Source organism: Shewanella indica, from assembly GCF_002836975.1.
Classification (GTDB): Bacteria; Pseudomonadota; Gammaproteobacteria; order Enterobacterales; family Shewanellaceae; genus Shewanella; species Shewanella indica.
The window spans coordinates 1-23,036 of record NZ_NIJK01000023.1 but is presented as its reverse complement, the minus strand read 5'-3'; the positions used below and the strand labels follow the sequence as shown (position 1 = coordinate 23,036).

21 protein-coding genes are annotated in these 23,036 nt (G+C 51.2%); 11 read left to right on the top strand and 10 right to left on the bottom strand.

Going from position 1 to position 23,036, the window contains the following annotated elements; all coding sequences use genetic code 11:
* Nucleotides 1-33: 33 nt before the first annotated feature.
* Nucleotides 34-804, bottom strand: a complete 771-nt coding sequence (locus tag CX650_RS05675) for an HNH endonuclease (RefSeq protein WP_101095248.1) — start codon at nt 802-804, stop codon at nt 34-36.
* A gap of 25 nt (nt 805-829) precedes the next feature.
* Here CX650_RS05675 and CX650_RS19995 point away from each other — a divergent pair, with 25 nt between their 5' ends.
* The 4 genes from CX650_RS19995 to CX650_RS05660 all read left to right on the top strand — a co-directional run bounded on the left by CX650_RS19995 (nt 830) and on the right by CX650_RS05660 (nt 4,654).
* Complete coding sequence (locus CX650_RS19995) at nt 830-1,048, top strand: hypothetical protein (protein WP_157822997.1); 219 nt, start codon at nt 830-832, stop codon at nt 1,046-1,048.
* Nucleotides 1,049-1,108: 60 nt separating this feature from the next.
* Nucleotides 1,109-1,801, top strand: a complete 693-nt coding sequence (yjjG, locus tag CX650_RS05670) for a pyrimidine 5'-nucleotidase (protein WP_028780088.1) — start codon at nt 1,109-1,111, stop codon at nt 1,799-1,801.
* Nucleotides 1,802-2,021: 220 nt separating this feature from the next.
* On the top strand, nt 2,022-4,190 hold the full coding sequence (locus CX650_RS05665) for a TonB-dependent receptor plug domain-containing protein (protein ID WP_101095247.1): 2,169 nt from the start codon (nt 2,022-2,024) through the stop codon (nt 4,188-4,190).
* A 2-nt stretch (nt 4,191-4,192) separates the two neighbouring features.
* Nucleotides 4,193-4,654, top strand: coding sequence for a TlpA family protein disulfide reductase (locus CX650_RS05660; RefSeq protein ID WP_096142479.1), 462 nt, complete (start codon nt 4,193-4,195; stop codon nt 4,652-4,654).
* Nucleotides 4,655-4,812: 158 nt separating this feature from the next.
* Here the strand turns inward: CX650_RS05660 and CX650_RS05655 are convergent, their stop codons facing one another.
* The 8 genes from CX650_RS05655 to CX650_RS05620 all read right to left on the bottom strand — a co-directional run bounded on the left by CX650_RS05655 (nt 4,813) and on the right by CX650_RS05620 (nt 14,388).
* On the bottom strand, nt 4,813-5,754 hold the full coding sequence (locus tag CX650_RS05655) for an alpha/beta hydrolase (protein WP_101095246.1): 942 nt from the start codon (nt 5,752-5,754) through the stop codon (nt 4,813-4,815).
* Between the two features lie 25 nt (nt 5,755-5,779).
* On the bottom strand, nt 5,780-6,403 hold the full coding sequence (gene caiE, locus CX650_RS05650; RefSeq protein ID WP_229800140.1) for a carnitine operon protein CaiE: 624 nt from the start codon (nt 6,401-6,403) through the stop codon (nt 5,780-5,782).
* 30 nt (nt 6,404-6,433) lie between these two features.
* Complete coding sequence (caiD, locus tag CX650_RS05645; protein WP_101095245.1) at nt 6,434-7,219, bottom strand: crotonobetainyl-CoA hydratase; 786 nt, start codon at nt 7,217-7,219, stop codon at nt 6,434-6,436.
* A gap of 233 nt (nt 7,220-7,452) precedes the next feature.
* Nucleotides 7,453-9,009 carry a crotonobetaine/carnitine-CoA ligase gene (caiC, locus tag CX650_RS05640; protein WP_101095244.1) on the bottom strand — a complete coding sequence of 519 codons (1,557 nt, stop codon included), beginning with the start codon at nt 9,007-9,009 and terminating at the stop codon, nt 7,453-7,455.
* A 73-nt stretch (nt 9,010-9,082) separates the two neighbouring features.
* Complete coding sequence (caiB, locus tag CX650_RS05635) at nt 9,083-10,309, bottom strand: L-carnitine CoA-transferase (RefSeq protein WP_101095243.1); 1,227 nt, start codon at nt 10,307-10,309, stop codon at nt 9,083-9,085.
* Between the two features lie 119 nt (nt 10,310-10,428).
* Nucleotides 10,429-11,571 (bottom strand): crotonobetainyl-CoA dehydrogenase, encoded by a 1,143-nt coding sequence (caiA, locus tag CX650_RS05630; protein ID WP_025010094.1) that lies wholly within the window; start codon nt 11,569-11,571, stop codon nt 10,429-10,431.
* Between the two features lie 62 nt (nt 11,572-11,633).
* Nucleotides 11,634-13,154 carry an L-carnitine/gamma-butyrobetaine antiporter gene (gene caiT, locus CX650_RS05625; protein WP_101095242.1) on the bottom strand — a complete coding sequence of 507 codons (1,521 nt, stop codon included), beginning with the start codon at nt 13,152-13,154 and terminating at the stop codon, nt 11,634-11,636.
* 127 nt (nt 13,155-13,281) lie between these two features.
* On the bottom strand, nt 13,282-14,388 hold the full coding sequence (locus CX650_RS05620) for a hypothetical protein (protein ID WP_157822996.1): 1,107 nt from the start codon (nt 14,386-14,388) through the stop codon (nt 13,282-13,284).
* Between the two features lie 533 nt (nt 14,389-14,921).
* Here CX650_RS05620 and fixA point away from each other — a divergent pair.
* From fixA to CX650_RS05595, 5 genes are all read left to right on the top strand, one after another.
* Nucleotides 14,922-15,695 (top strand): putative electron transfer flavoprotein FixA, encoded by a 774-nt coding sequence (gene fixA / locus CX650_RS05615; protein ID WP_101095240.1) that lies wholly within the window; start codon nt 14,922-14,924, stop codon nt 15,693-15,695.
* Between the two features lie 10 nt (nt 15,696-15,705).
* A complete protein-coding gene (locus tag CX650_RS05610) occupies nt 15,706-16,656 on the top strand; it encodes an FAD-binding protein (RefSeq protein ID WP_101095239.1) in 951 nt (316 codons plus the stop codon).
* Nucleotides 16,657-16,716: 60 nt separating this feature from the next.
* Nucleotides 16,717-18,009 (top strand): FAD-dependent oxidoreductase, encoded by a 1,293-nt coding sequence (locus CX650_RS05605; RefSeq protein WP_101095238.1) that lies wholly within the window; start codon nt 16,717-16,719, stop codon nt 18,007-18,009.
* Nucleotides 18,006-18,293 carry a 4Fe-4S dicluster domain-containing protein gene (locus CX650_RS05600; RefSeq protein ID WP_025010089.1) on the top strand — a complete coding sequence of 96 codons (288 nt, stop codon included), beginning with the start codon at nt 18,006-18,008 and terminating at the stop codon, nt 18,291-18,293. Before CX650_RS05605 ends, CX650_RS05600 begins: the two co-directional genes overlap by 4 nt.
* A gap of 357 nt (nt 18,294-18,650) precedes the next feature.
* Nucleotides 18,651-19,970: an MFS transporter gene (locus CX650_RS05595; protein ID WP_028780097.1), complete on the top strand. Its 1,320-nt coding sequence runs from the start codon at nt 18,651-18,653 to the stop codon at nt 19,968-19,970.
* Nucleotides 19,971-20,094: 124 nt separating this feature from the next.
* On the opposite strand, the gene CX650_RS05590 is transcribed toward CX650_RS05595, so the two are convergent.
* Nucleotides 20,095-20,742, bottom strand: a complete 648-nt coding sequence (locus tag CX650_RS05590) for an MBL fold metallo-hydrolase (protein WP_101095237.1) — start codon at nt 20,740-20,742, stop codon at nt 20,095-20,097.
* Between the two features lie 348 nt (nt 20,743-21,090).
* Here CX650_RS05590 and caiA (CX650_RS05585) point away from each other — a divergent pair, with 348 nt between their 5' ends.
* Together caiA (CX650_RS05585) and CX650_RS05580 are read left to right on the top strand one after the other, a co-directional pair.
* Nucleotides 21,091-22,227 carry a crotonobetainyl-CoA dehydrogenase gene (gene caiA, locus CX650_RS05585; RefSeq protein ID WP_028780099.1) on the top strand — a complete coding sequence of 379 codons (1,137 nt, stop codon included), beginning with the start codon at nt 21,091-21,093 and terminating at the stop codon, nt 22,225-22,227.
* 113 nt (nt 22,228-22,340) lie between these two features.
* Nucleotides 22,341-23,036: IS4 family transposase (locus tag CX650_RS05580; RefSeq protein WP_208622105.1), on the top strand; the 696-nt coding region annotated here is incomplete at its 3' end.

The following is a 23,036-nucleotide window of genomic DNA, read 5'->3' as shown; positions in this document are numbered from 1 at the left end:
CCGTCTCTGAAAAGGGGCGGTGAGAGGTCTCCTTTACGATATTGTCTGGAAAATCTGCTGGCGATGCAGGGCTAGATATTCTTCTGCCGGGGCAAACTTGTTTGGTAGACGAATCGGCTGGTTTTCAAAGCGCTCAAAACTGTCACTCAAATATCGATTTTTTTTCGTCAGGAGTTTAGGGGATAGCAGCAACTCCAGATGGGAATTCAAGGTGATCAAGCCTTTGTCAAAAGCGGCGTCATGCAAGCTGGAAAGACACAGGCCGTTACAGGGGTTGAGACGTTGGTTAGGCTCTTGGCTCCAAGGCACTATATGGCTGGCAATCAGTAACTCTGGAATGTCTAATCCTGTTATGCAACAGCGAAAATCATAGGCACTCAAAACCGAGCTTCTAAATACTTGTTGGCCGACTCTGGTCTTAGTCAGCGTCTCTCTTTCCCTACCGTGAAAATCGTCAGTCCCTGCGGACTTTACATTTTGTGGCTCAGAGGATTGTGTTAACTGCAGGTGGGCAGCATAAGCTTTGAGATAGAAGGTTTCCCAGTCCTGGGTCATCTCTTGCCACATGGTTTTGTCGGCTCTAGAAGCACCAGGGAGTCCCCTGCGACCTGTAGAGGTGATGCTGGGGTCACAGCTGGCAATATTAGCCATCTTCATCGATAGCGATGAGGCCGACCTTTGCATGAGTTCGGCTATCTGGATTATTTCTGGGTTACGCTGGCTTATTCTGCCAAAGGGCGTGTGGCTATAAAGATAAAAAGCCACCAGTAGTTCATCCCGAGCCCACCTACGTTGATTTGCCATAAGCCCTCCTAGAGACGCTGCCAGTATGGATATTATTCCTTTTAAATCAAATGGAAAATTATCGGTTATTTATTCGTGTTCCCACCTATGCATTCGCTTTTGCTGCAAAAAATCTATCAAGGCGCTGACCTTGGCCGGTGTGATACTGCAGCGCCTGGCGACCAAGGTGCAAACCCGCCTGGCGGCAGCGGGTTGGACGCCGCCGACACCAGAGCGTAAAATCCGCAGCTTGTGTTCTGCATAACACTGTGTTTTCGGGTTATGGTTTTGGGTTTAAAGAAGAATGGGGAAACAGGAGAGAAGAATGCCGTACTCTAATAGTCAGGCTTACCAGTGGGTATTGTTCGATGCCGATGAAACCCTGTTTCAGTTCGATGCGCCGCGGGGGCTCAAGCTGATGTTTTCCCGTCAGGGAGTGGATTTCAGCGATGCCGACTATGCCGAGTATCAGCAAACCAATGCGCCGCTGTGGGTGGCCTATCAGGATGGCAAGATCAGCGCCAGCGAGTTGCAGCTGACCCGTTTCAGCCATTGGGCCAAACGTCTCGGGCGCACACCTTTTGAACTCAACAGTGCCTTTATGACGGCAATGGCCGATATCTGTGAGCCGCTTCCCGGTGCTGCCGAGCTGCTTGATAGCCTCAAGGGCCGTGCCCGCTTGGGGATTATCACCAATGGTTTTACCGAGCTGCAGCAGGTGCGGTTGCAAAAGACCGGCTTTGCCGAACACTTTGATCTGTTGGTTATTTCAGAAGAGGTCGGCTTGGCCAAGCCGGATCCGGGTATCTTCGAGCATGCGCTGGCCAAGATGCAGCAACCCGAGCGTAAGCGGGTATTGATGGTGGGTGACAACCCCCATTCGGATATTCTCGGCGGCCTTCAAGCCGGTCTGGATACCTGTTGGCTCAACGTTAAGGGCGAGGCGGCACCCGAAGGGATTAAGCCCCATATCGAGGTGCGTTCACTGAGTGAACTGCAAAGGCAACTCTGTAGCTGATCCGCATCTTACTTAAAGCATTTTTAAACCCAAGGCCCGCCATTATGCGGGCCTTGGGCATTTCTGCACTGTCGAGAAAAACCGCCGTCCACCAGTTAATACCTTTAGGGGATGCTGATACACCTTTAGAGCTGCTGTTAAAAACATGATCTAAGTCAATTGATAATTATTCTCATTCGTATAATATTACGCAACTTTGTTGATTTGGGGAGATATCTGAGTGAAACCGACTTATCTGGCAGTTGTTTTGGCGGCCCTGTTGAGCCCGCAGTTGATGGCGGCAGAAGCAGAAGAAGCGCAGGAGCCGGCTGCAGAAAACATGGAGCGCTTGAGTGTGGTAGGGGTTAGGCAGCGGCTGGAGCAAGCCGGCACCCTGGCCAACACCATAATGAAGACAGAGGTGATAGACGCCAGCATCATAGAAAACAAGAATGCCGTTAACCTGTCGGAAGCCATAGATAACTCTCCCGGGGTAAAAGTCTCCAACGAATGCTCCATGTGTGGTGTGAAACGCATCATGCTCAACGGCATGAAAGGGGAGCAAACCACGATTCTGGTGGATGGTTTGCCGGTGCATACCATGATTTCCGGTTATTACGCCGTCGATGCCATTCCTACCACAGGGATTGAACGCATCGAAGTGGCCCGCGGCGCCGGTGCTTCACTGATTGCCCCTGAGGCGATTGGCGGCACCATCAACATCATCAGCTATGAGCCGACCGAAAACGGTGCCGAGCTGGATATCGCCGCCGGTGAAAATGGCTATCGCAAAGTGGGCTTCCTTGGCAAGGGCGTCAGTGAAGACGGCCGCACCCGGGCGACGCTGGTGGCTCAGTATGACGACAGAGATCAGTTCGACGCCGATGACAATAAGGTCAACGAGGCGCCATTGCAGGAAAACCGCAGCGTAACCGCCAGAATTTCCCAGGATATCGGCGACTTTGACAACCTGGTGCTGCGAATTGCCAATATCCAGTCGGAGATCTTCGGTGGCCCCATGCTGGGCAGCAACTTTGCCGATGGCACAGCTTCCAGCATAGGCAGTGTACTCTCAGGCTTTGATGATAAGCCCAGTGAGCCGCAGCAGCTGTTTGAAGACGGTGATATCCGCAAGCGCTACAAGGGCAAGGCCTGGGAAACCACAGAGTGGATCAAGACAGAGCGCAACGAGGCATCGCTTGCCTGGCTGAAGGAGTTCAGTGACGACTGGAACATGCACCTGGCGGTAAGCTATGCCGAGCACAAGCAGGATTCCTTCTACGAGGGGTTCGATTATACCGCCGATGACAAGATGTGGTTCTTCGACGCCAGATTCAACTACCTGCTCAACGACAGCCATTTGTTGACCTTCGGCGCCGATCTGCGTACCGAAGAGATGCGCTCCCACTCCCGCGCCGGCAGCGCCAACCCTGACTATGTCTCCGACTCTTTTGACTATGACGTCAAGGGCTTGTACCTGCAGGATACCTGGCAGGTGACAGATGCCCTCGAAGTCGCCATGGCGCTGCGTTACGACAGCATCACTGCCGACTTTACCGACCCCAGCAAGCCGGGCACAGAGTTGGACGAGTCAATACTCTCGCCCAGAGTGGATATCCGCCTGCGTCACAATGAGCTGTGGACTTCGCGTCTGTCTGCCGGTCGTGGCTATCGGGCGCCGCTGTCATTCTTCGAGACTGATCACGGCATTCTGGATGGCTCATTGGGGTTCGATATCGACATCGACGAGCTGGAACGTTCCAACTCGGTGAACTATGCCCTGAGCTACGAGGGTGACAGACTCACCTCTACGGCTTCCGTGGCCTGGACTGAAGTCGAGCACCTGGCGGCGCTGACCACCAACGACCAGGGGATCCCGCTGCTGACCCAGCTGGATGAGAAGGCCAGCGTGGTGACCACAGACATCGCCCTTGGCTATCGCCTGACCGATGATCTGACTGTTAACCTTACCGGCGAGCACTTCGACTATGATTCGGTATTCAAGTCTTCCTATGCCGTGGCACCGGTCGAGGAACGGGTGACCCTGAGCGTGGATTGGGACGTCAACGATTGGGAATTTTTCGCCAACCTGGTGTGGATTGGCAGCCGCGATCTGTCGCAGTACGGTTATGAAGGTTATAACCGCCTGGATGCCAACGGTAAGGTGGATCCCGACTCGAAGAAGCGTACCGATGCGCCGTCCTACTTTACCCTGGACTTGCGTGCCAGCTATCAGTTCAACGACAACCTGTCCTTCTATACCGGGGTCAGCAACCTGTTTGACTATACCCAGGCCGGTGACGAGGAAAGCCCCTTGTTCTATGACGCCGAAGGCGCCTTCGATGTGGGTTACATCTATGGTCCGCTGCGTGGCAGAGAGATCTATGCCGGCATGAAACTGGTGTTCTGATTATGAAGCGCCTGGCCCTGGGATTATTGCTGCTGTGTGCCATGCCGTTGCAGGCCTCACAGCTGACCCGCGACTATCTGTTCCAGCCCCTTCGCGGGCAAGAGCAGCAGACGCTGGCACATCTCGAGGGCCAGAGTGCTGTGTTGATGTTCTTTGAGCCCGAGTGCCCCTGGTGTGTTAAGCAGGCGGCGGTGCTGAAAAAGTTACATCAGCTGTGCCCTGGTCATCTGCAGCCGGTGGCGCTCGGCGTCAATGGTAATCAACTCGCCCTGAAACGGGCGCTGTTCCGCCTCAACTTTCCGTTTGAGGCCTATAGAGCGCCACTGGAGTTGGTCAGGGACATGGGCGGCATTCCGGCAACACCTATCTTGTTATTGCTGGACAGTAAGGGCAGGCTGATTAAGGGTTATCGTGGTTTGACCGGGGAAACAGAACTGCAGGCGCAGCTCTGCCCGGCGGCCTGAGTGAGCCAATTTCAAACCTGACCCCATCGAGATAAAAATGCCCGGCATCGAGCCGGGCATTTTGTTGTCAATCTTAAACCCCTCCCATGGAGGTGGTGATTTATGGTGGCTGTTTGGGTGCCCAATTTCAGGGGTGCCAAAATCAGGCGCTTGGGTTGTTAATCCTTGACCGTCAGCAACTCTCTTACTTGGGCGCCGACATCGCGCTGGAACTCATCGGCCTGATCGAACACTCCCAACATCTTGATAAAGCCGTGAATCGTGCCCGGGTAGCGCTGATAGTGCACGGCTACGCCGGAAGTCGCCAACTTGTCGGCGTACAGACGGCTGTCGTCGCACAGGGGGTCGCATTCGGCGCAGTAGAGTAAGGTAGTGGGCAGCTTGCTGTGGTCGGTTGCCAGCAAAGGGGAACAATAGGGATGAATGGCATCGGCTGGGCTACGTAGATAGTGGTTCCAGTAGTACTTCATGCTGTCCTTGTGCAGCAAAAAACCTGTGGCGTATCTCTCCGCCGAGGCCGTGTGCCAGCCGTACTGCACCGGCGGGTAAACCAGCACCTGGCAGGCGAGATCTGCCGAGTCTTCATCGCGGCACCTCAATGCCACTGCAGCGGCGAGATTGGCACCGGCGCTGTCGCCGAAGATACCGATTCGCTTGGGATCCAGTCCCAGTCTCTCGGCGTGTTTGAATACCCACAGGGTCGCCGCGTAACAGTCATCCATGGGGATGGGGAACTTGTGCTCCGGCGCCTTTTGATAATTGACGGCAATCACCACTACGCCGCAATTCTTGGCCAGTGCCCGGCTGAAAGGGTCGTTGATTTCTATGTTGGATACCATCCAGCCGCTGCCGTGAAAGTAGATCAGCGCCGGTTGGGGTTGTTCGCTGTGTTTGGGGCGGTAAATCCTAACCGGCAGGTCGGCGGTAGGGCCGGGAATAAATCTGTGTTCAACGGCGGTCATATCTTCCGGTGGCCTGGCCGGGGGAATATCGCTGTGTTCCTGATGACGACCGGCGTCGGGCACCAGATCTTCATAGGGCGTAAAGCCTGCGGCATAGGTTTGCTGCAGGAAGGTTTCAACCTGGGGATTGAGTGGCATATTGGTACTCCATTCAGCAAGGGGATCAGGCCTTGTAGGTCACCTCTGTGACTCCTTTGAGCCTGGGACGGTTGGCTTCGGCTTGTGTCAGCGGTCTCACTTCCCGGAGGGCGTTGTAGCAGCGCGGCACCAGCGCCTGATATTCCTGGGTATTGAGGCGTTTCCAGTGCAGATCTTGCTCTGTGACATCGCGGATATATCGGGCGGGAGAGCCTGCCAGTAACTGCCGCGGTTGCCCCTGAAAACCGGCTTTGATAAAGCTCATGGCGCCGACTATGCTGTCTGGCCCAATCTCGGCGCCATCCATGATCACACTGTTCATGCCTATCAGGGCATTGCGGCCTATGATGCAGCCGTGCAGCACGGCGCCATGGCCGATATGGCCATCTTCGGCGACTATGGTGTCCTGATCGCAATAGCCGTGCATGATGCAGCCATCCTGCAGATTGCTGCCGGCCTTGAGGATCAGCCGACCATAATCACCGCGAAGGGAAGCATGAGGGCCAACGTAGACATTGGCGCCGACTATCACATCGCCTATCAGTACGGCACTGGGATGAACAAAGGCGCTGGGGTCGACAACAGGGATCAGACCTTCAAATGCATAACAGCTCATGGCATTTTCCTGTTTGGCTTGAGGGTGGGACATCCTTGTCCCGGTTGGCGTGCTTTCCTTAAATCATTTGCCTTTCCAGACAGGATCGCGTTTTTCGGCAAAGGCCTGCGGCCCTTCCAGCGCGTCTTCTGAGTGCAATACGGATGGATAGTGTTTCAGCTGGCCGCTGCGGATAAAGCGATAGGCTTCTTCCACCGGCATTTCGCTGGTGGTGCGATAAACCTCTTTCAGGGCGGCGATGGCCAGAGGAGCACTCTGGGTGATCTCCTGCGCCAACTCTCGGGCGGTTTCCATCAGTTGGCTGTTGTCCACTACCCGGTTGACTATGCCCCAGCGCAGCGCTTCCAGGGCATCCATGCGGCGGCCGGTCATCATCATCTCGTTGACGATCGCAGGCGGGATCAGCTTGGGCAGGCGCAGCATGCCGCCGCTATCCGGTACTATGCCCAGTTTGGCTTCCGGCAGGGCGAAGCTGGCGTTGTCGCTGCAGACTATCATGTCGGCGGCCAGGGCCAGTTCGAAACCACCACCGAAGGCATAACCGTTGACGGCGGCGATAACAGGCTTGTCCAGATCGAACAGCTCGGTCAGACCGGCAAAACCACCAGGACCAAAGTCGGCATCCGGGGCTTCACCCTCGGCGGCGGCTTTCAGATCCCAGCCGGCAGAGAAGAAGCGCTCACCGGCCCCGGTGATAATTGCCACCCGCAGTTCCGGATCATCACGGAAAGCGATAAAGGCTTCACCCATGGCAAAACTGGTCTTGGCATCTATGGCATTGGCCTTGGGGCGATCCAGGGTGATTTCCAGAATATGGCCATTGCGGCGTATGTGTAACGATTCGTTCATGCTAATACTCCATCTGGATTAAAATATCACTGAGTATGTGCGAAATACAGTTAACGCTTATCGCCAGCCTAAGGCCACAATTATCTATGGCTTAAGCAGATATTACCCAGCTATTACATTTATTGGTAATAAGCAACTTACCAAATACTTTTTGGTTTTTACGGTTTGCTTTTTAAGCCTTCGATATATTGAAGGCTTAAAATTTTAATTCGGTTTATTTGTTTGGCTGATTGTTAGCAAAGACTCTTCTTTTTTATTTTCCCCGAACAAGTTCTCGGTAAACTTTTTCTGATCTCAAGGAAAGAAGGAACTTTAAATTTAGCCATATGTTCTTCGCAATATTCGAAGAACTCCTCTTCGGTAATTGTTTGGTTTTCATGCAAGACAATAAAAGCCTTGATGGCTTGATCTCGAATTGAGTCTTTCACCCCAATAATGGCGACATCGGCAATTTTGGGGTGCTCGGAAATAATGTTTTCCAGTTCGACACAGGAGATATTTTCGCCGCAGCGTTTGATCATGTTGCAGCTGCGATCGATAAAATAGAAAAAACCTTCCTCATCGACGTAGCCTGAGTCGCCAGTGTGCAGCCAACCGTCGGCCGAGAGTGTCTTGGCGGTCTCTTCCGGCAATTTGTAGTATTCACGAAACAGTGTTTTGCCCGGTTCGCCCTTGATACAGATCTCCCCGGTCTCGCCGGGAGGTAGCGGGCGCCCCTGTTGATCGCGGATTTCCACTTGATAGCCCATGCCGACCCGGCCGATGGAGGGCCAGCGCCGCTTGTCACCTGGGCGGTCGCCTATGACGCCGACTATGGTCTCTGTCATGCCGTATGAGGTAAACAGGCGCACGTTAAAGCGCTCGACGAAGGCGTCTTTTTCCTGATCTGACAGATTGAGGTAGAACAATACCTCACGCAGGCAATGCTGTTTCTCCCAGGGCATTGTAGGCTGCATCATCAGGGTGCGGATCATCAGCGGGATACACTCAGTGACAGTGGCACGATACTTACATATCTGACCCCAGAAGGCGCGGGCGCTGAATTTTTCCAGCATCACAAAGGTGGCTCCCGCCGAAAAGGCCGCCATGGCTGCGGTGCACTGGCAGTCGATATGATAGGCGGGCATGGGAGTCAGGTAGATATCATCGTCCCTGAGGGCACATTGCCAGGCGGTGTAGTAACCGGCGAATCTGAGGTTGTAGTGGGTAATTACCACCCCCTTGGGGCGGGAAGTGGTACCCGAGGTAAACAGGATTTCGGCAACATCGCTGCTGCTCAATGGCACTCTGTGTTGCAGTTCATCGGGTTGTGCCAGCCTTAGGCGGTGGAAATAGAGAATGCTGGCCGGTGCAGTGGCCGACTCGTCGGCTATCAGCAGTATCTGCTGCAGCGGTGAACCGGGATCTTGCTGCAAGCCGCTGTAGAGTGATTGATACTCACTGCTGGTAACCACCAGAGAGATAGCGCACTTGTCCAGAATATAGGCGGTTTCTTCCTGCAGCAGATGGGTGTTTATCGGCACCATGATGGCGCCTATCTTGGCCAGACCGAACCAACAGAAGATGAACTCGGCACAGTTGTTGATATGCAGCGCCACCTTGTCGCCCTTGGCGACTCCCAGCGAATGAAACAGGTTGGCGGTGCGGTTGATCTCTTTATTGAGCCCGGCATAACTGTATTCCTGGGCCAGCCCTTGAAGGTTTTCGACGATAAGCGCCGTTTTCTCTCCATAGTTGAGGGCCAGATCATCCCAGGTCTGACGTAAATCTTGTCCAGCTATTATATCCATTTGACACCTTGCTCAATAAAACGGGTTATGCAGCGAAGGCCTGTAAATGCCGGCCTTCGCACGACTTCAGGAGTTATTTTTCTCCCTTGATTTTGGCCAGCCCTTTATTCACCAACTCCTGGATAGCAGCTTCGTCATAACCGATATCTTTGAGAATGGCATCGGTATCCATGCCGTGGCTTGGCATGCCGCGCCAGATCTGGCCTGGGTTGTTTTTGAATTTGGGCATCACATTGGGACCCTTGCAGGTACGGCCGTCCATGGTTTGCCATTGGGTGATAGACTCTCGGGCGATGTACTGAGGATTGGACTCAAGATCTTCGGCGCTGAGTACCTTGGCACAGGCAATTTTCAGCTCGGCGAAGCGCTCGCGCACTTGTTCTATGGTGCGTTGGCCTATGTAACGCTCCAGTGCATCTTCAATTTCTTGTCCATGTGGGCATTCGATGCGGTGGATAAGCTGGGTGCCTTCCGGTACCGTTTCCGTGTGCAGCAGGTGGCCAAGGCCTATGTCTTTGAACAGCTCTTCAATTTGGGTGACACCGACCATTTCCATCACTATGTAGCCGTCTTCACACTTGTACAGACCACAACCGGCGTAGTAAGGGTCACGGCCCTTGTACTGGCGTGGTGCCATCTTGCCGCCGTTGAAGTAGTCCATCATGAAGTACTGGCCCATGCGTAACATAACTTCATACATGGCCACGTCGATACTTTCGCCAACACCCGTTTGCTGCGCCTTGTAAAGGGCTGCCAACGCAGATGTGGTTACTGTCATACCTGAAAAATAATCAGCTGTATAAGGGAAGGCCGCCATGGGTTGGTCGACATCGCCGTTTTGCATCAGATAGCCACTGAAGGCCTGGGCTATGGTGTTATACGCGGCCAGGTGAGTGTATTCCTCGGTGCCGTACTGACCAAAGCCTGATAAGTGAGCGATAACTAACTTTTTGTTGCGTTCCCACAAGACTTCATCCGTGATGCCACGACGGGCGAAGGCCGGACCCTTGCTGGCTTCGATAAAGATGTCTGTGGTTTCCATCAGCTTGAGGAAGGCTTCGCGCCCTTCATCCTTGAAGATATTCAGCGACAAGGCATGCAGGTTACGGCGTGACAGCTCAGGATAGTTGGGTTGCACCCGGATAGTGTCTGTGTAAGCCACGTTTTCAATCCAGATAACTTCGGCGCCCCATTCGGCAAACAGTTGCCCGGCAAATGGGCCGGCAATCTCTATGCCGGAGAACACGACTCTGACACCCGAGAGAGGGCCAAATGTTGGCATAGCTAAATGATGTGACATGATCTGTTCCTTCTATCGATTCTTGGCATTGATGGCGCAGATGGTGCTGCGCCATACCGACCGGCCGGTTTCACCGGGAGCAGGGAGATTAGGCGAACCCGGCCGGTACTCATGGGCAACTACCTGTTGCGATACTCTTTCAGCACAGCACGACCCAGAGTCAGGATCTGCATCTCGTCTGAACCGCCGGAAACTCTGTCTACCCGCAGATCGCGCCAGAAGCGGCTGATGCGGTGCTCACCGGCAATGGCGTAACCCCCGAAGACCTGCATGGCATGGTCAACCACCCGGAAGGCGGCATTGGCGCAGTAGTATTTACACATGGCTGCGTCACCTGAAGTCATGATGCCGTTGTCGGCTTTCCAGGCGGTGTGATAGATCATGTTGCGCATGTTGTTCAGCTCGATGGCCATATGGGCAAACTTCTCCTGGATCAGCTGGGTACGGCCGATGGCCTCGCCGAACTGTACCCTTTGGTTGGCGTACTTGGCGGCATCTTCGAAGGCGCAGTAAGCCGTGCCATAGTTGGTGCAGGCCACCAGGAAACGTTCGTCATCGAATTCTTCTTTCACCCGCAGGAAACCGTTGCCTTCGGTGCCGAAGAAGTCTTTCTCTTCCAGCTCAACATCGATGAATTGCACTTCGCAGCAGCTGTCCATCTTCAGGCCGAGTTTGGGAAGCTTGCTGACCTTGATGCCAGGTTTGGTCATGTCGACAAAGAACTCGGAGAACACAGGTTTCTCGGAAGCTGAGTCTTTGGCCATCACCACCAGGAAGGGGCAACCGGCGGCACTGGTGATAAAGCACTTGGTACCATTGAGGTAAATCTTGCCGTCGCGGCGGGTATAGGTGGTTTGCAGGCTGCCAACATCGGAACCGGCTGAAGGCTCGGTGATGGCGGAGTTCCACATCTGTTTGCCGGTACCCAGGAAAGCCATAATCTTGTCGATCTGCTCTTGGGTGCCGTGTTTCAGTACTGTGGTAAAGCCGGCCAGTTGGAACAGGACATAGGTGGGGGCACCGAGGCGGCCCAGCTCTTCCCAGATAACCGCCAGGGTCATCAGTCCGGCTTCGAAGCCACCAAACTCTTCCGGCAATAACAGACTATCTATGCCCATTTCTGCCAGTTCTTTTACAAATCTTTCTGGATATTGACTATTTTCGTCACACTCGGAGAAATATTGTTCCCAGTTTTCTCTCTCCATTAAGTCACGAACACCTTTAACAAATAATTCCTGCTCATCAGTTAAACGATAATCCATGAAAAGTCCCCTATATAAATACATTTGTTCAAAGTAAGGTGTGAGGTGAATCTATAATCCGATCAACTCTTCCAGTTATTTTTTCGTGAATCTTTCAAGAATGAGATAATGATCATTATGTTCACGAAAACGAGAGGCGCACCGCCGGCAATAATGGCTGTTTGCAGTGGTTTTAATCCGCCCAAAGCCAACAAAACAATGCCGATAACACCGACTAATACAGACCAACCTACACGAACCCAAACCGGTGGTTCATTATCCGCATCAACCCCTTTACAGGTAGACATGGCCAAGGTGTAAGAACAGGCGTTAATTAATGTTACTGTTGCCAGGAAACACAGAATAAAGAACATCCACATGGTAATGGTGCTCATAGGCAAAGCGGCCCAGGTTTCAATAATGGCTCTTGCGGCACCATACTGTTCAATCAGGGCAGGCATATTGACGATATTTTCGTTCATCAAATTAAGTGTGTTACTGCCGAGTATGGTCCACAGCAACCAGGTGGAAGCTGTCAGACCACCTACCATGGCCAGACACAGCTGACGCACGGTTCTGCCGCGGGAGATCTTGGCCAGGAAGATACACATCTGGATGCCGTAAACTACCCACCAGGCCCAGTAGAACACAGTCCAGTCCTGAGGGAAGCTGCTGTCACTGACAGAGGCTGTGTAGAACAGCATGCGGCCCATGTTCATCAGCAATACCCCGATGGAATCGGTGAAGTAGTTCACTGTGAACGTGGTGGCACCAATGATGAGTACCCAGGCGAGGATGATGATGCTCAGGTAGCTACGCAGGTCACTGGCAATCTTGATCCCTTTTTGCAGACCAAAGGCCACACAAATGGCGTTGAAGATGATCCAGGCTGAAATAATGGTGGCATCCACTTCTATGGTGCGCGGAATACCGAACAGATACTGAATACATTCGGTAACCAGAGGTGTCGCCAGACCCAGACTGGTACCCATGGCCAGGATCAGCGCGACGACATAGATGTTGTCTATTATGGTGCCTATGATGCCTTCACACTTCTTGCCCATGATGGGATAGAGGGTGCCGCTTGGGCGTACCACGTCCATTTTCTTCACGAACAGGAAGTAACCCAGAGCCACGGAGAAGAAGGCGTAACCGGCCCATGGCAGCGGTCCCCAGTGGAACAGACTGTAAGCCAGTCCAAGTTCTTTGGCCTTTACCGACAAAGGTTCCAGTTCAAATGGGGGATAGCTGACATAGTAGTAGATCTCCAACGAGCCCCAGAACAGCACGGCGGCTGAAGTACAGGAGGCAAACATCAGGAAGATCCAGCTTCCGGTACTGAATTCAGGTTCTTCATTACCGAGGCGGTTGTTGGCATAAGGACCAAACAGCAACCAGAGCCAGCCGGCCAACATGACTATCATGTACCATTCAAATGCCCAACCCCAGCTGTGGGTTAAGTAATGGAAGACTGCACTGATTACTTCATTGGCGGCATCAAGGTCTCTCACAGTAAAGTAGGAGAGAAGGATCACTACCAATAGTGAAGGGAAAAATATCTTCGCTTCAATACCGGCCTTTTTGATCTTTTTATTTTCACTCATCAAAATTCTCCATACCCAAAAGTCTTTAACTGATTTTCAGGAAAGGTGAGCCCGTGAGGTTTAATTAAAAACCCCAGATTAATAAAAAATGATTTGGGTTTGAGCTACTGGCTAAATAGCTCAGTTATTAAAACCAATACTGCAAGTGAATGTTGAATCGACCATTCCACTCCTTATTGCTGTCTTTCAGGCCCAGACTATTGTCACCCAACCACACAACGTTTTTGGCATGATAATAATCGACGTACACAAAGAATTGTTTGTATGAAAGAGAAACCCCAGTGCTATTCAGTACTGAATCGTCAAAGTTGGATTCATCTGGTGTCAAAATACTGAAGTCGTTGTAGAAGGTGAATTGGCCACCCCATTGGGTATCGACCACTTTTGACAGGTTGAATGTCATGATGTCGCCTTTGGCTGCCACTTCATAGAAGCCATTAACTGCGCCAACACCAATTTTTGAAGTATCTATTTGGCCATCATCATATTGATCAAAGTCATATTTCAAATATTGAAGTTGTACACCCCAACCACGATATTTTGTATCCAGGTGTACGGCATAGTTGAGGTTGTCTCCTGATTCATCGGCCACCGGATTATAAAGTTGGCCGTATTCAACGGAGGCTCCCAAGAGCACCTGCCAGTTGTCATTTTCCCATCTGTAGCTTTCGCGCAAGCTGACTGTGTTGTATTCCTTGTTGTTATAGGTTGTGCCGTCTATGGTGCCCGAACCTATGGTACCAGCGAAGTTACGATAGTCGCTGCCCTTGTAGAGAGAGCTCTGGATGAAGGAAAAGTCTGTTTCGAAGTTATTGAATTTATGGTTGATATTGAATCCAACACCATAGTCATCTTCGAAGCCAAGGTAGTAGTTGAGACTGTACCACCAGTTATGGGAAGCAAAGTTCTTATTACCGAATGCCTTGCTGACCACACCGAGCTGCAGGGTCAGATCTTCATAGGCATTCCAATAGACATAACCGTTTTTAAGATAGTCGTAACCATCGGCAAAACGATATTCGGCGACAAAACCATAGTTTTCAAAATCCTGGGAGAGTTTTATTCCCAAGGTGTTGAAATCGAAATCACCACCCGTAGCTTTTGAAGCGTCACTAAAATCTTTAATGCTGTAGTTCGCTCTTATTGAACCACTGATGTCCACCGCCAAACTTGGCGCGCTAAGCGTTAATCCTAATAACATCAAGCTTAGATTTTTTAGCTTAAACTTATTCATTAACCACCCTCCGTTTTTAATTTGAACCGATTATGGTTTCGGTCATGAATAAAAAAACATTCCCGCATCACACTTTTGGTCAATGGATTGTTACCTTGCTCGAAAATGTGTGATGCAAATCAATAAAAACGGTAAAAATGAACCATTGAAGGTCGTTATATAATCAGGTTTTGTTTAATTTGGTTGAAAAATTGGATATTGCTCACAAAAAGTGGCTCAACAAACGAATTTGTTTGGTCTTAATTGAAAATAGCTTGTATTAATAAAATGACGCTGATGGATTGTGAGAGGTTTATTTAATTAATCTGATAATCAATTAAGCAACTCTAAATTTGGTTAAGGTGAACTAATCTATTATCCATGTTGATATCTAAATGGGTGTGGACTTTTATTCCCTTTCGTTACCAAGGAGGGTGCGACTTTGTGTGATGCAAGCCTGAAATTTTATTAATTATGGGTTTCCGATCACCAATGTTAAGGAATGTAAACCAGTAGAGACGAATGTTTATAGTGATACTTAGACTGGAGATAAGATGAAGATCATTGCATGTTATAAGCTTGTCCCGGAAGAGCAGGATATCAAAGTCATTCCCAACCTTCCTGTAGATACAAGTAATGTAAACAAAAAGATAGGCCAATTCGATCTGTGTGCCGTTGAAGCTGCGGTACAAATCAAGGCAACCCAGAGTGATTGCAGCATTACGGCGTTGAGTATAGGCGCAGATGCACTGGCCGCCCCCAAAGCTTGCAAAGATATCCTCTCAAGAGGCCCGGACGCGCTGACCCTGGTTTGCGATCCCAAGCTGGAGCAGGCGCTGCCCCATCAAACTGCCCGAGTCTTGGCTGCTGCCGCCAAGCAGGAAGGTTATGACCTGATCCTCTGCGGTGACGGTTCCGGTGACCTCTATGCTCAGCAGGTAGGCTTGCTACTCGGTGAATTGCTGCAAGTGCCTTGCATCAATGGTGTCAGCAAGATTCTGGAAGTTGCCGATGGTGTGGTCCGGGTCGAGCGCGAACTGGACGATGAAGTTGAAGAGCTGGAGTTGTCGCTCCCTGCCGTATTGGCGGTTTCTGCCGATATCAACGAACCTCAAATCCCTTCAATGAAAGCCATTCTGGCCGCAGGTAAAAAGCCGGTCAACAAGTTGGCTTATGCCGATCTGGCGCTGGAAGAGATCCCACAACTGGTTGAGCTGGTGTCTATTACTGCGCCTGAGCAGAAGGCCCGCAAGCAGATCATTATCGAGGGTGATGATGAAGGCCAGGTTGCCGAGTTTGTCGGCCATATTGGCAATGTGTTGAATTGAGGGGGATGAAATGAACAAGCTAGCAAATGTTTGGGTTTTCAGCAGCGAGGCTGCTCGTCTGCCCGAAGTGATGGCCGCCGGTCTGCAACTGGGTGACAGTGTCTCTGTATTCGTCTTGGGTGGTGCCGATGAGGTTGCCAGGGCTGCAGCATTGGGCGCAAACAAGGTGTATCACCTGGGCGAGAAGGACTCAAGCCGCATAGTGGAAGAGTACGCCTTGACCATGGCCAAGGCGATTGAAGCCGAAGCGCAGGCGTCCCTGGTCTTGCTGCCAGCCAGCCGCCGCGGCAAGGCGTTGGCCGCCAAGCTGGGTGTGCGCCTGAGTGCCGGGGTTTTCAATGATGCCGCCGAACTCACAATCGATGGCGAAGGCCATGTCGGTGCCAAGCACCTGGTCTACGGTGGCCTAGCCATCGGCGCAGAGAAGATCACCTCTCAAATTGCTGTGGTGACCCTAGCCGCCGGCGCCTTCAAGGGGTTGCCAGCCGAAGAAGCGGGCCGCAGCGCCGAAACGATCACTCTGGAATTTGTTGCCCCAGCCAATGGCATTCGTTGCCTGGCACGTCGGCCAAAGGAAAAATCCAATATCGACCTGGGTAAGGCCAAGCGCGTTATCGGTGTGGGCAATGGCATAGGTTCGCAGGATAACCTGAAGCTGATTGAAGAGCTGGCCGCCAAGGTTGGTGCCGAACTGGGCTGCAGCCGTCCGATTGCCGAAACTGAAAAGTGGATGGAGCGTGAGCGCTACATTGGGGTTTCAGGTGTGATGATCAAGCCTGATGTCTATATGGCCATAGGGATTTCCGGTCAGATCCAGCACACGGTTGGCGTCAACGACTCCCTGACCATTATTGCTGTCAACAAAGACAAGAATGCCCCCATCTTCCAGTATGCGGATTACGGCATTGTCGGTGATATCAACAAGATAGTTCCAGCCCTGCTGAACAGCTTCAAAGGCTAACTATCTGGCCCGGCTACCGGCTCAAGGGGCCGGTAGTCTCGAATTCAAGAGAGGATCAGCATGTCAGAAGATGCATTTGACGCAATCATAGTGGGAGGCGGGCTCGCCGGCTGCGTTGCTGCCTATGTCCTGGCCAGTCAGGGCGCCGATGTTCTGGTGATTGAACGCGGCAACTATGCCGGGGCCAAGAATATGACTGGTGGTAGACTCTACGCCCACAGCCTGGAAAAGATTATGCCCGATTTTGCCAAACGGGCACCGCTGGAGCGTAAGGTTACCAAGGAAAAAGTATCGTTTCTCACTGATGATACTGCAGTAACCCTGGACTATCACAACGGCCGTGGTCAGGAGCAGGTAGAGGAATCTTATACTCTGCTCAGGGGCACTTTCGATCAGTGGCTGGCCGAACAAGCCGAGGAAGCCGGTGCTCAGTTTATTACCGGTATTCGGGTTGAAAAAATCCTCAAGGAAGACGGTAAGGTCATAGGGGTGGAGGCCGATGGCGACTCACTGCTGGCCAAGACAGTGATTCTGGCTGAAGGGGTCAACCCTCTTCTGGGGGAACAGCTCGGCATGGTTAAGCCCAAGGTGCAATCCAGTGCCATGGCGGTCGGAGCCAAGGAGCTAATCGCCCTGTCAGAGCAGCAGATACGGGATCGTTTTAATGTCAGTGGTGATGAAGGCGTTGCCTGGCTGTTTGCCGGTTCACCCTCCAATGGTCTCTTGGGTGGGGGCTTCCTTTACACCAATAAAGACACTATTTCTTTGGGGATTGTTTGTGGCTTGCACCACATAGAAACCTCTTCCAAGACAGTGCCGCAGATGTTGGAAGACTTCAAGAATCATCCGGCGATCAAGCCTTTGATTGAAGGCGGCAAATTACTTGAGTACTCAGGCCACGTGGTTCCCGAGGCCGGACTGAACATGCTGCCCAAGCTGGTGGATGACGGTGTCTTGATTGCCGGGGATGCGGCAGGCTTCTGTCTTAACGTGGGCTATACGGTTCGCGGAATGGACTTGGCTATCGCATCCGGTGAGGCCGCCGCCAGAGCCGTACTTGCCGCCAAGGCCAAGAATGACTTCAGTGCCGCCGGACTCGGTGCCTATCAAACACTGCTGGACAACAGCTTTATCATGAAAGATCTCAAGCTGTACCAGAAATTACCCGCCTTTATGGAGAACCCAAGGATCTTCAATCAGTATCCCAAGCTGGTCGCCGATATTATGCAGGAGATGTTCACCATAGATGGCAGCGCCTCGCAACCTCTGCGCAAGACCCTGATGAAGCATGCCAAAGAAGTGGGTTATATGAATCTGATTAAAGATGGTATTAAGGGGATGACAGCGATATGAGCGAGCCAGTCAATGTTGATGTGAAATTGGGGGTGAACAAGTTCTATGTCGATGAGGGACATCCACATATTGAGCTTGTTGAAAACCCGGATATCAATGAATTCCGTAAGTTGGTTAACGCCTGCCCAGCAGGACTCTATAAAATTCAGGACGACGGCAGCCTTAAATTTGACTCTGCCGGTTGTTTGGAATGTGGCACCTGTAAAATGCTTTGCGGTGAAACCATTATCAAGAAATGGGAATATCCCAGAGGTACATTCGGGATTGAATATCGTTATGGCTAGTGCCGCTTGAAAACCTTAAATCTGAATTTAAGTTAGTTTTCTAACGAGCTCGATTGTGCAAAATGAGAGCATACACTTTTAATGTTATTAGCCCTGTTGAATAAACAGATTTTGATAATGCTTAACTTGAAGCGCTGTGCTCTTATTTGTTTTAACTTTTAACCTGTTTAAAGATTTGTCTGCGACTTATGTAGTTTGCTAACTGTAACCGTTTTCTCACTTTTGAGCTTCAGATTTGTTTTAGTCCCATTTTTTATTCAGTATTTCTCGGCTGAGAAATCAGGCTGAAGATTAATGGCACATTTTGTGAACGAATAAATCAACCATGTTTATTGGTTTAATATAAGAGATTAGCATATGAAAGCTAAAAAGTTCGATGAAATGGAGTTTACGCCATTACATAAGAAAATCATGTTTTGGGGCAGTGGTGGTCCCTTCCTCGACGGTTATATTCTGGTCATTATTGGCCTGGCGCTTGAGCAACTGATCCCTGAAATGCAGCTGGATGCCAACTGGATAGGCCTGGTTGGGGCATCTACCCTGGTGGGCCTATTTGTCGGTACCGCACTCTTTGGTTACATCGCCGACCTATTCGGTCGTAAGTTAATGTTTCTAATAGATATCATAGCGATAGCCGTGTTATCTGTCGCCACTATGTTCGTCTCATCGCCGATAGAGTTAGTGGTGATGCGCTTCCTTATCGGGGTAGTGATAGGAGCTGACTACCCCATTGCCACCTCCATGGTGGCCGAGTTTTCCCCAACCAAGAAGCGGGCCTTTACCATGGGCTTCATAGCCTTGATGTGGTATGTGGGCGCTACTGCGGCCAATGCGGTGGGTTATCTGCTTTATGACGTTGAAGGGGGCTGGCGCTGGATGCTCGGCAGCGGCCTGATACCTTGTCTGGTAATTCTGCTTGGGCGTTTCCATCTACCCGAGTCGCCACGCTGGCTGCTGCGCAAGGGCCGTATCGCCGAGTACAAACAAGTTATGCAACAGTACTTTGGCGGCAATATTCATATTGAAGCGGAAGAGAAGATCGATACCCAGTATCGTAAGCTGTTCGAAAAACGCAACTTCACCATGATCATCTTTATCGGCACAATTTGGACCTGCCAGATCATTCCCATGTTTGCCATCTACACCTTTGGGCCGCAGATAGTCGGGGCCTTGGGTTTTTACGATGGCAAAGACTCGGCGCTTGGCAACATTATTATCAGTACCTTCTTTATCATAGGCTGTATTCCGGCCATGTATTGGCTGGATTCCATGGGCCGTCGACCACTGCTTATCATCAGCTTTGCCATGATGACCTTGTCACTGGCCATGCTGGGGCTGGTTTCCTCTCCAGGTATTTGGGTAGTGATTGCGGCCTTTGGCATGTACGCCTTCTGCTCCGGAGGCCCTGGGATCTTGCAGTGGCTCTACCCCAATGAGCTGTTCCCTACCGATATCCGCGCTTCGGCCGTGGGTGCCGTGATGTCTTTCAGCCGTATAGGCACCATACTCTCGACCTATGCCTTGCCTGTGTTTATGAACGCTTATGGCGTTTCCTGGACCATGATGGCCGGTGCCGGTATTTCACTGTTGGGCTTGGTGGTTTCCATCTTGCTGGCACCGGAAACCCGTGGCATGACCCTGGCGGACACCAGTGTTGCAGGATTTGTAAAGCACTGATTATCAAATACTAGGAAATCGCCGCCTCATGGGAGGCGGCAGCGGCTTCAACGGTCNCAGGATTTGTAAAGCACTGATTATCAAATACTAGGAAATCGCCGCCTCATGGGAGGCGGCAGCGGCTTCAACGGTCGGCGACATAAGGGTTGTGGCGCCGCTCTTCAGCAAAAGTAGACATGGGGCCATGACCGGGAATAAAGCAGGTATCTCCCCCCAGCGGCCAGAGTTTGTTCTTGATGGAATCCAGCAGCGCCGTGTGATTCCCGCCGGGAAAATCGCAGCGGCCTATGGAGTGTCTGAATAGCACATCGCCAACCCAGGCCAACTTGGCCGCCGGGGCAAAGAATACCAGGTGGCCTGGTGTATGGCCCGGGCAATGAATCACCTGAAGTTGTAACTCGCCGACCCAAATAGTGTCATCCTGCTCAAGAAAGCGGTCTGGATAAAAGACATCACAGTGGGGAAATTGATATAGACGACATTCCTCCGGCAACATATCAAACAGAAAAGTATCATCCTTATGAGGGCCGAGTATTTCGGCAGATGAACTCTTGGCCAATAATCTGGCCGCGCCGATATGATCGATATGGCCATGGGTCAGGAGTATCTTATCCAGCTCCAGTTTATTGTCTTCAATAAAACTTGTTATCTTCTCTACTTCACCACCTGGATCTATTACAGCAGCCTTGTTGCAACCATCTTGCCAAACAATACAGGCATTTTGTTTGTAATGAGTTACAGGAATAATTTTGAAGTTTACATTTTGAGCCATTTATATCTCCACAATTATATAACTATAAACTGAGTTTACTTGTCGATGGATTCTATTGATTGATATTGCTCAATAAATCAAAAATTATTTTCTGTGATTTTATATTTAAATTAATTAAATGGATTGCTTCAGGCTTTAAATTTATACCTTATTGTTCAATAATCTATTTCACTTGGATTATTGTGAAATAGCTCAAAGGGATTGCGGGCTAATTTCTATAATATTGACCATGTTCCAGCATTTCTATCTGGATTGACTCGAATATGCCTGGGGTTATACTGCCGTAGGTACCTGTCGCAGAGTTTAGACAGGCGTCCTGCTTACTGATGAAAACTTGCTGAGGTATCGATGAACTATCGACTGACAAACGAACAAGAAGCATTTATTGCAGGAGTAAGAGACCTGATGTCACAGGAGGACTGGGAGCGCTATTTCTCCGCCTGCGACGACAACAATGAATATCCTGAACGTTTTGTCAAAGAGCTGGCCAAGCTGGGGCTGGACAGTTTGCTGCTTCCGGAAGAATACGGTGGCAGCGATGCCGGTCTGGTGACTCTGGCCTTGATCTGGGAAGAGTTAGGCCGTCTCGGTGCGCCAACCTATGTGCTTTATCAGATGGCGGGTTTTCCCACGATATTGCAGGAAGGCACCCAGGAGCAGATCGACAAGATCATGGCCTATATAGGTACCGGCAAACAGGTGTGGAACTCGGCGGTCACCGAGCCGGATGCCGGCTCGGATGTACGCAGCCTGCAGACCACTTATACCCGAAAGAAGGGAAAGGTCTACCTCAATGGCACCAAATGTTATATCACCAGTGCCGCCGAGACCCCTTACCTGGTGGTGATGGCCAAAGATTCCGCCAGCTTCGAACCGATTTTCTCCGAGTTTTTTGTCGACATGAGTAAACCGGGGATCTCTGTCAGCCACTTGCCCAAGCTGGGACTGAAGATGGACAGTTGCTGTGTGGTGGAGTTCGACAATGTAGAGCTGGAGGAAAAGGACTTTTTCGGTACCGAAGGCAACGGGTTTGCCAGGGTGAAGAAGGAGTTTGATCTGGAGCGTTTCCTCATAGCCTGCAGCAACTATGGTTGCGCCTATTGCGCCTTCGAAGATGCCGCCCGTTATGCCAACAAGCGGGTACAGTTTGACTTGCCGATCGCCAAGACACAGCTGATCCAGGAAAAGTTTGCCTATATGTCGGTGCAGCTCACCAACATGAAGAACATGATTTATCACACCGCCTGGAAGGCCGACAACGGCCAGATGACCCCGGGCGATGCCGCCAAGTGTAAGCTCTACTGCTCCAAGGCGGCCTTCGATGTGGTTGACAATGCCATGCAGGTGTTTGGCGGCCAGGGGATCACCGGCGAGCATCGCATCAGCCGTTTCTGGCGCGATCTGCGGGTCGACAGAGTTTCCGGCGGCTCGGAAGAGATGCAGGTGCTGACGTTGGGCCGGGAAGTGCTTAGGGAGTATGTGTAACAGGCGCTGCTTCGTAGCGTTATTTCATTGAAAAGGCCCGCGAATGCCTAATGCCGATCAGTTAAGACAGATCGCTTGACGATCTCACTGAAAGGATCAAAATCCGATGACCCATGTCATCGGATTTTTTTATGCAACTTTCAGAAGCTTTGGCGCGTACTCATATCAACCGTCTTACCGAATTCACCTGTCTGGCCGATGTACTTGAGCCCGATTTAATTCAGTCGTGCCTTGATTCACATGGTGTTGCCAGTTTAAGGCGACGTAAGTTACCTATGGATGCCATGATTTGGGCGGTGATTGGTATGGCTCTGTTCAGAGGCGAATCCGTCCGCTCTCTCATCAATAAGCTTGATATCGTCTTACCTCGAGAGGTGGATTACGTTGCGCGCAGTGCTGTCACGCAAGCGCGCAAGCGGCTGGGCTCTGACGTTGTTCAGGATGTGTTTAAGCGAAGTGCCAAGACCTGGCATGAAAGAGCAGAACATCCGCATTGGTGTGGGCTCAACCTCTACGGTGTCGATGGTATCGTATGGCGAACACCTGATAGTGAGCAAAACAATCAGGTGTTCGCCAAAACCGCCAACGCTTCTGGTGATGCTGCCTATCCTCAAATTCGCATGGTTTGCATGATGGAGTTAAGTAGCCACTTGGTATTGAACAGTGCCTTTGATTCTGTTGCTGTCAGTGAAATGAGTTTAGCCGCTGAACTGATATCAAGCATACCTAATAACAGCCTGACGCTGTTTGACAGAGGCTTTTATTCGTTGGGACTTTTGCACGCCTGGCAACAGGCTCAACCGAACAGC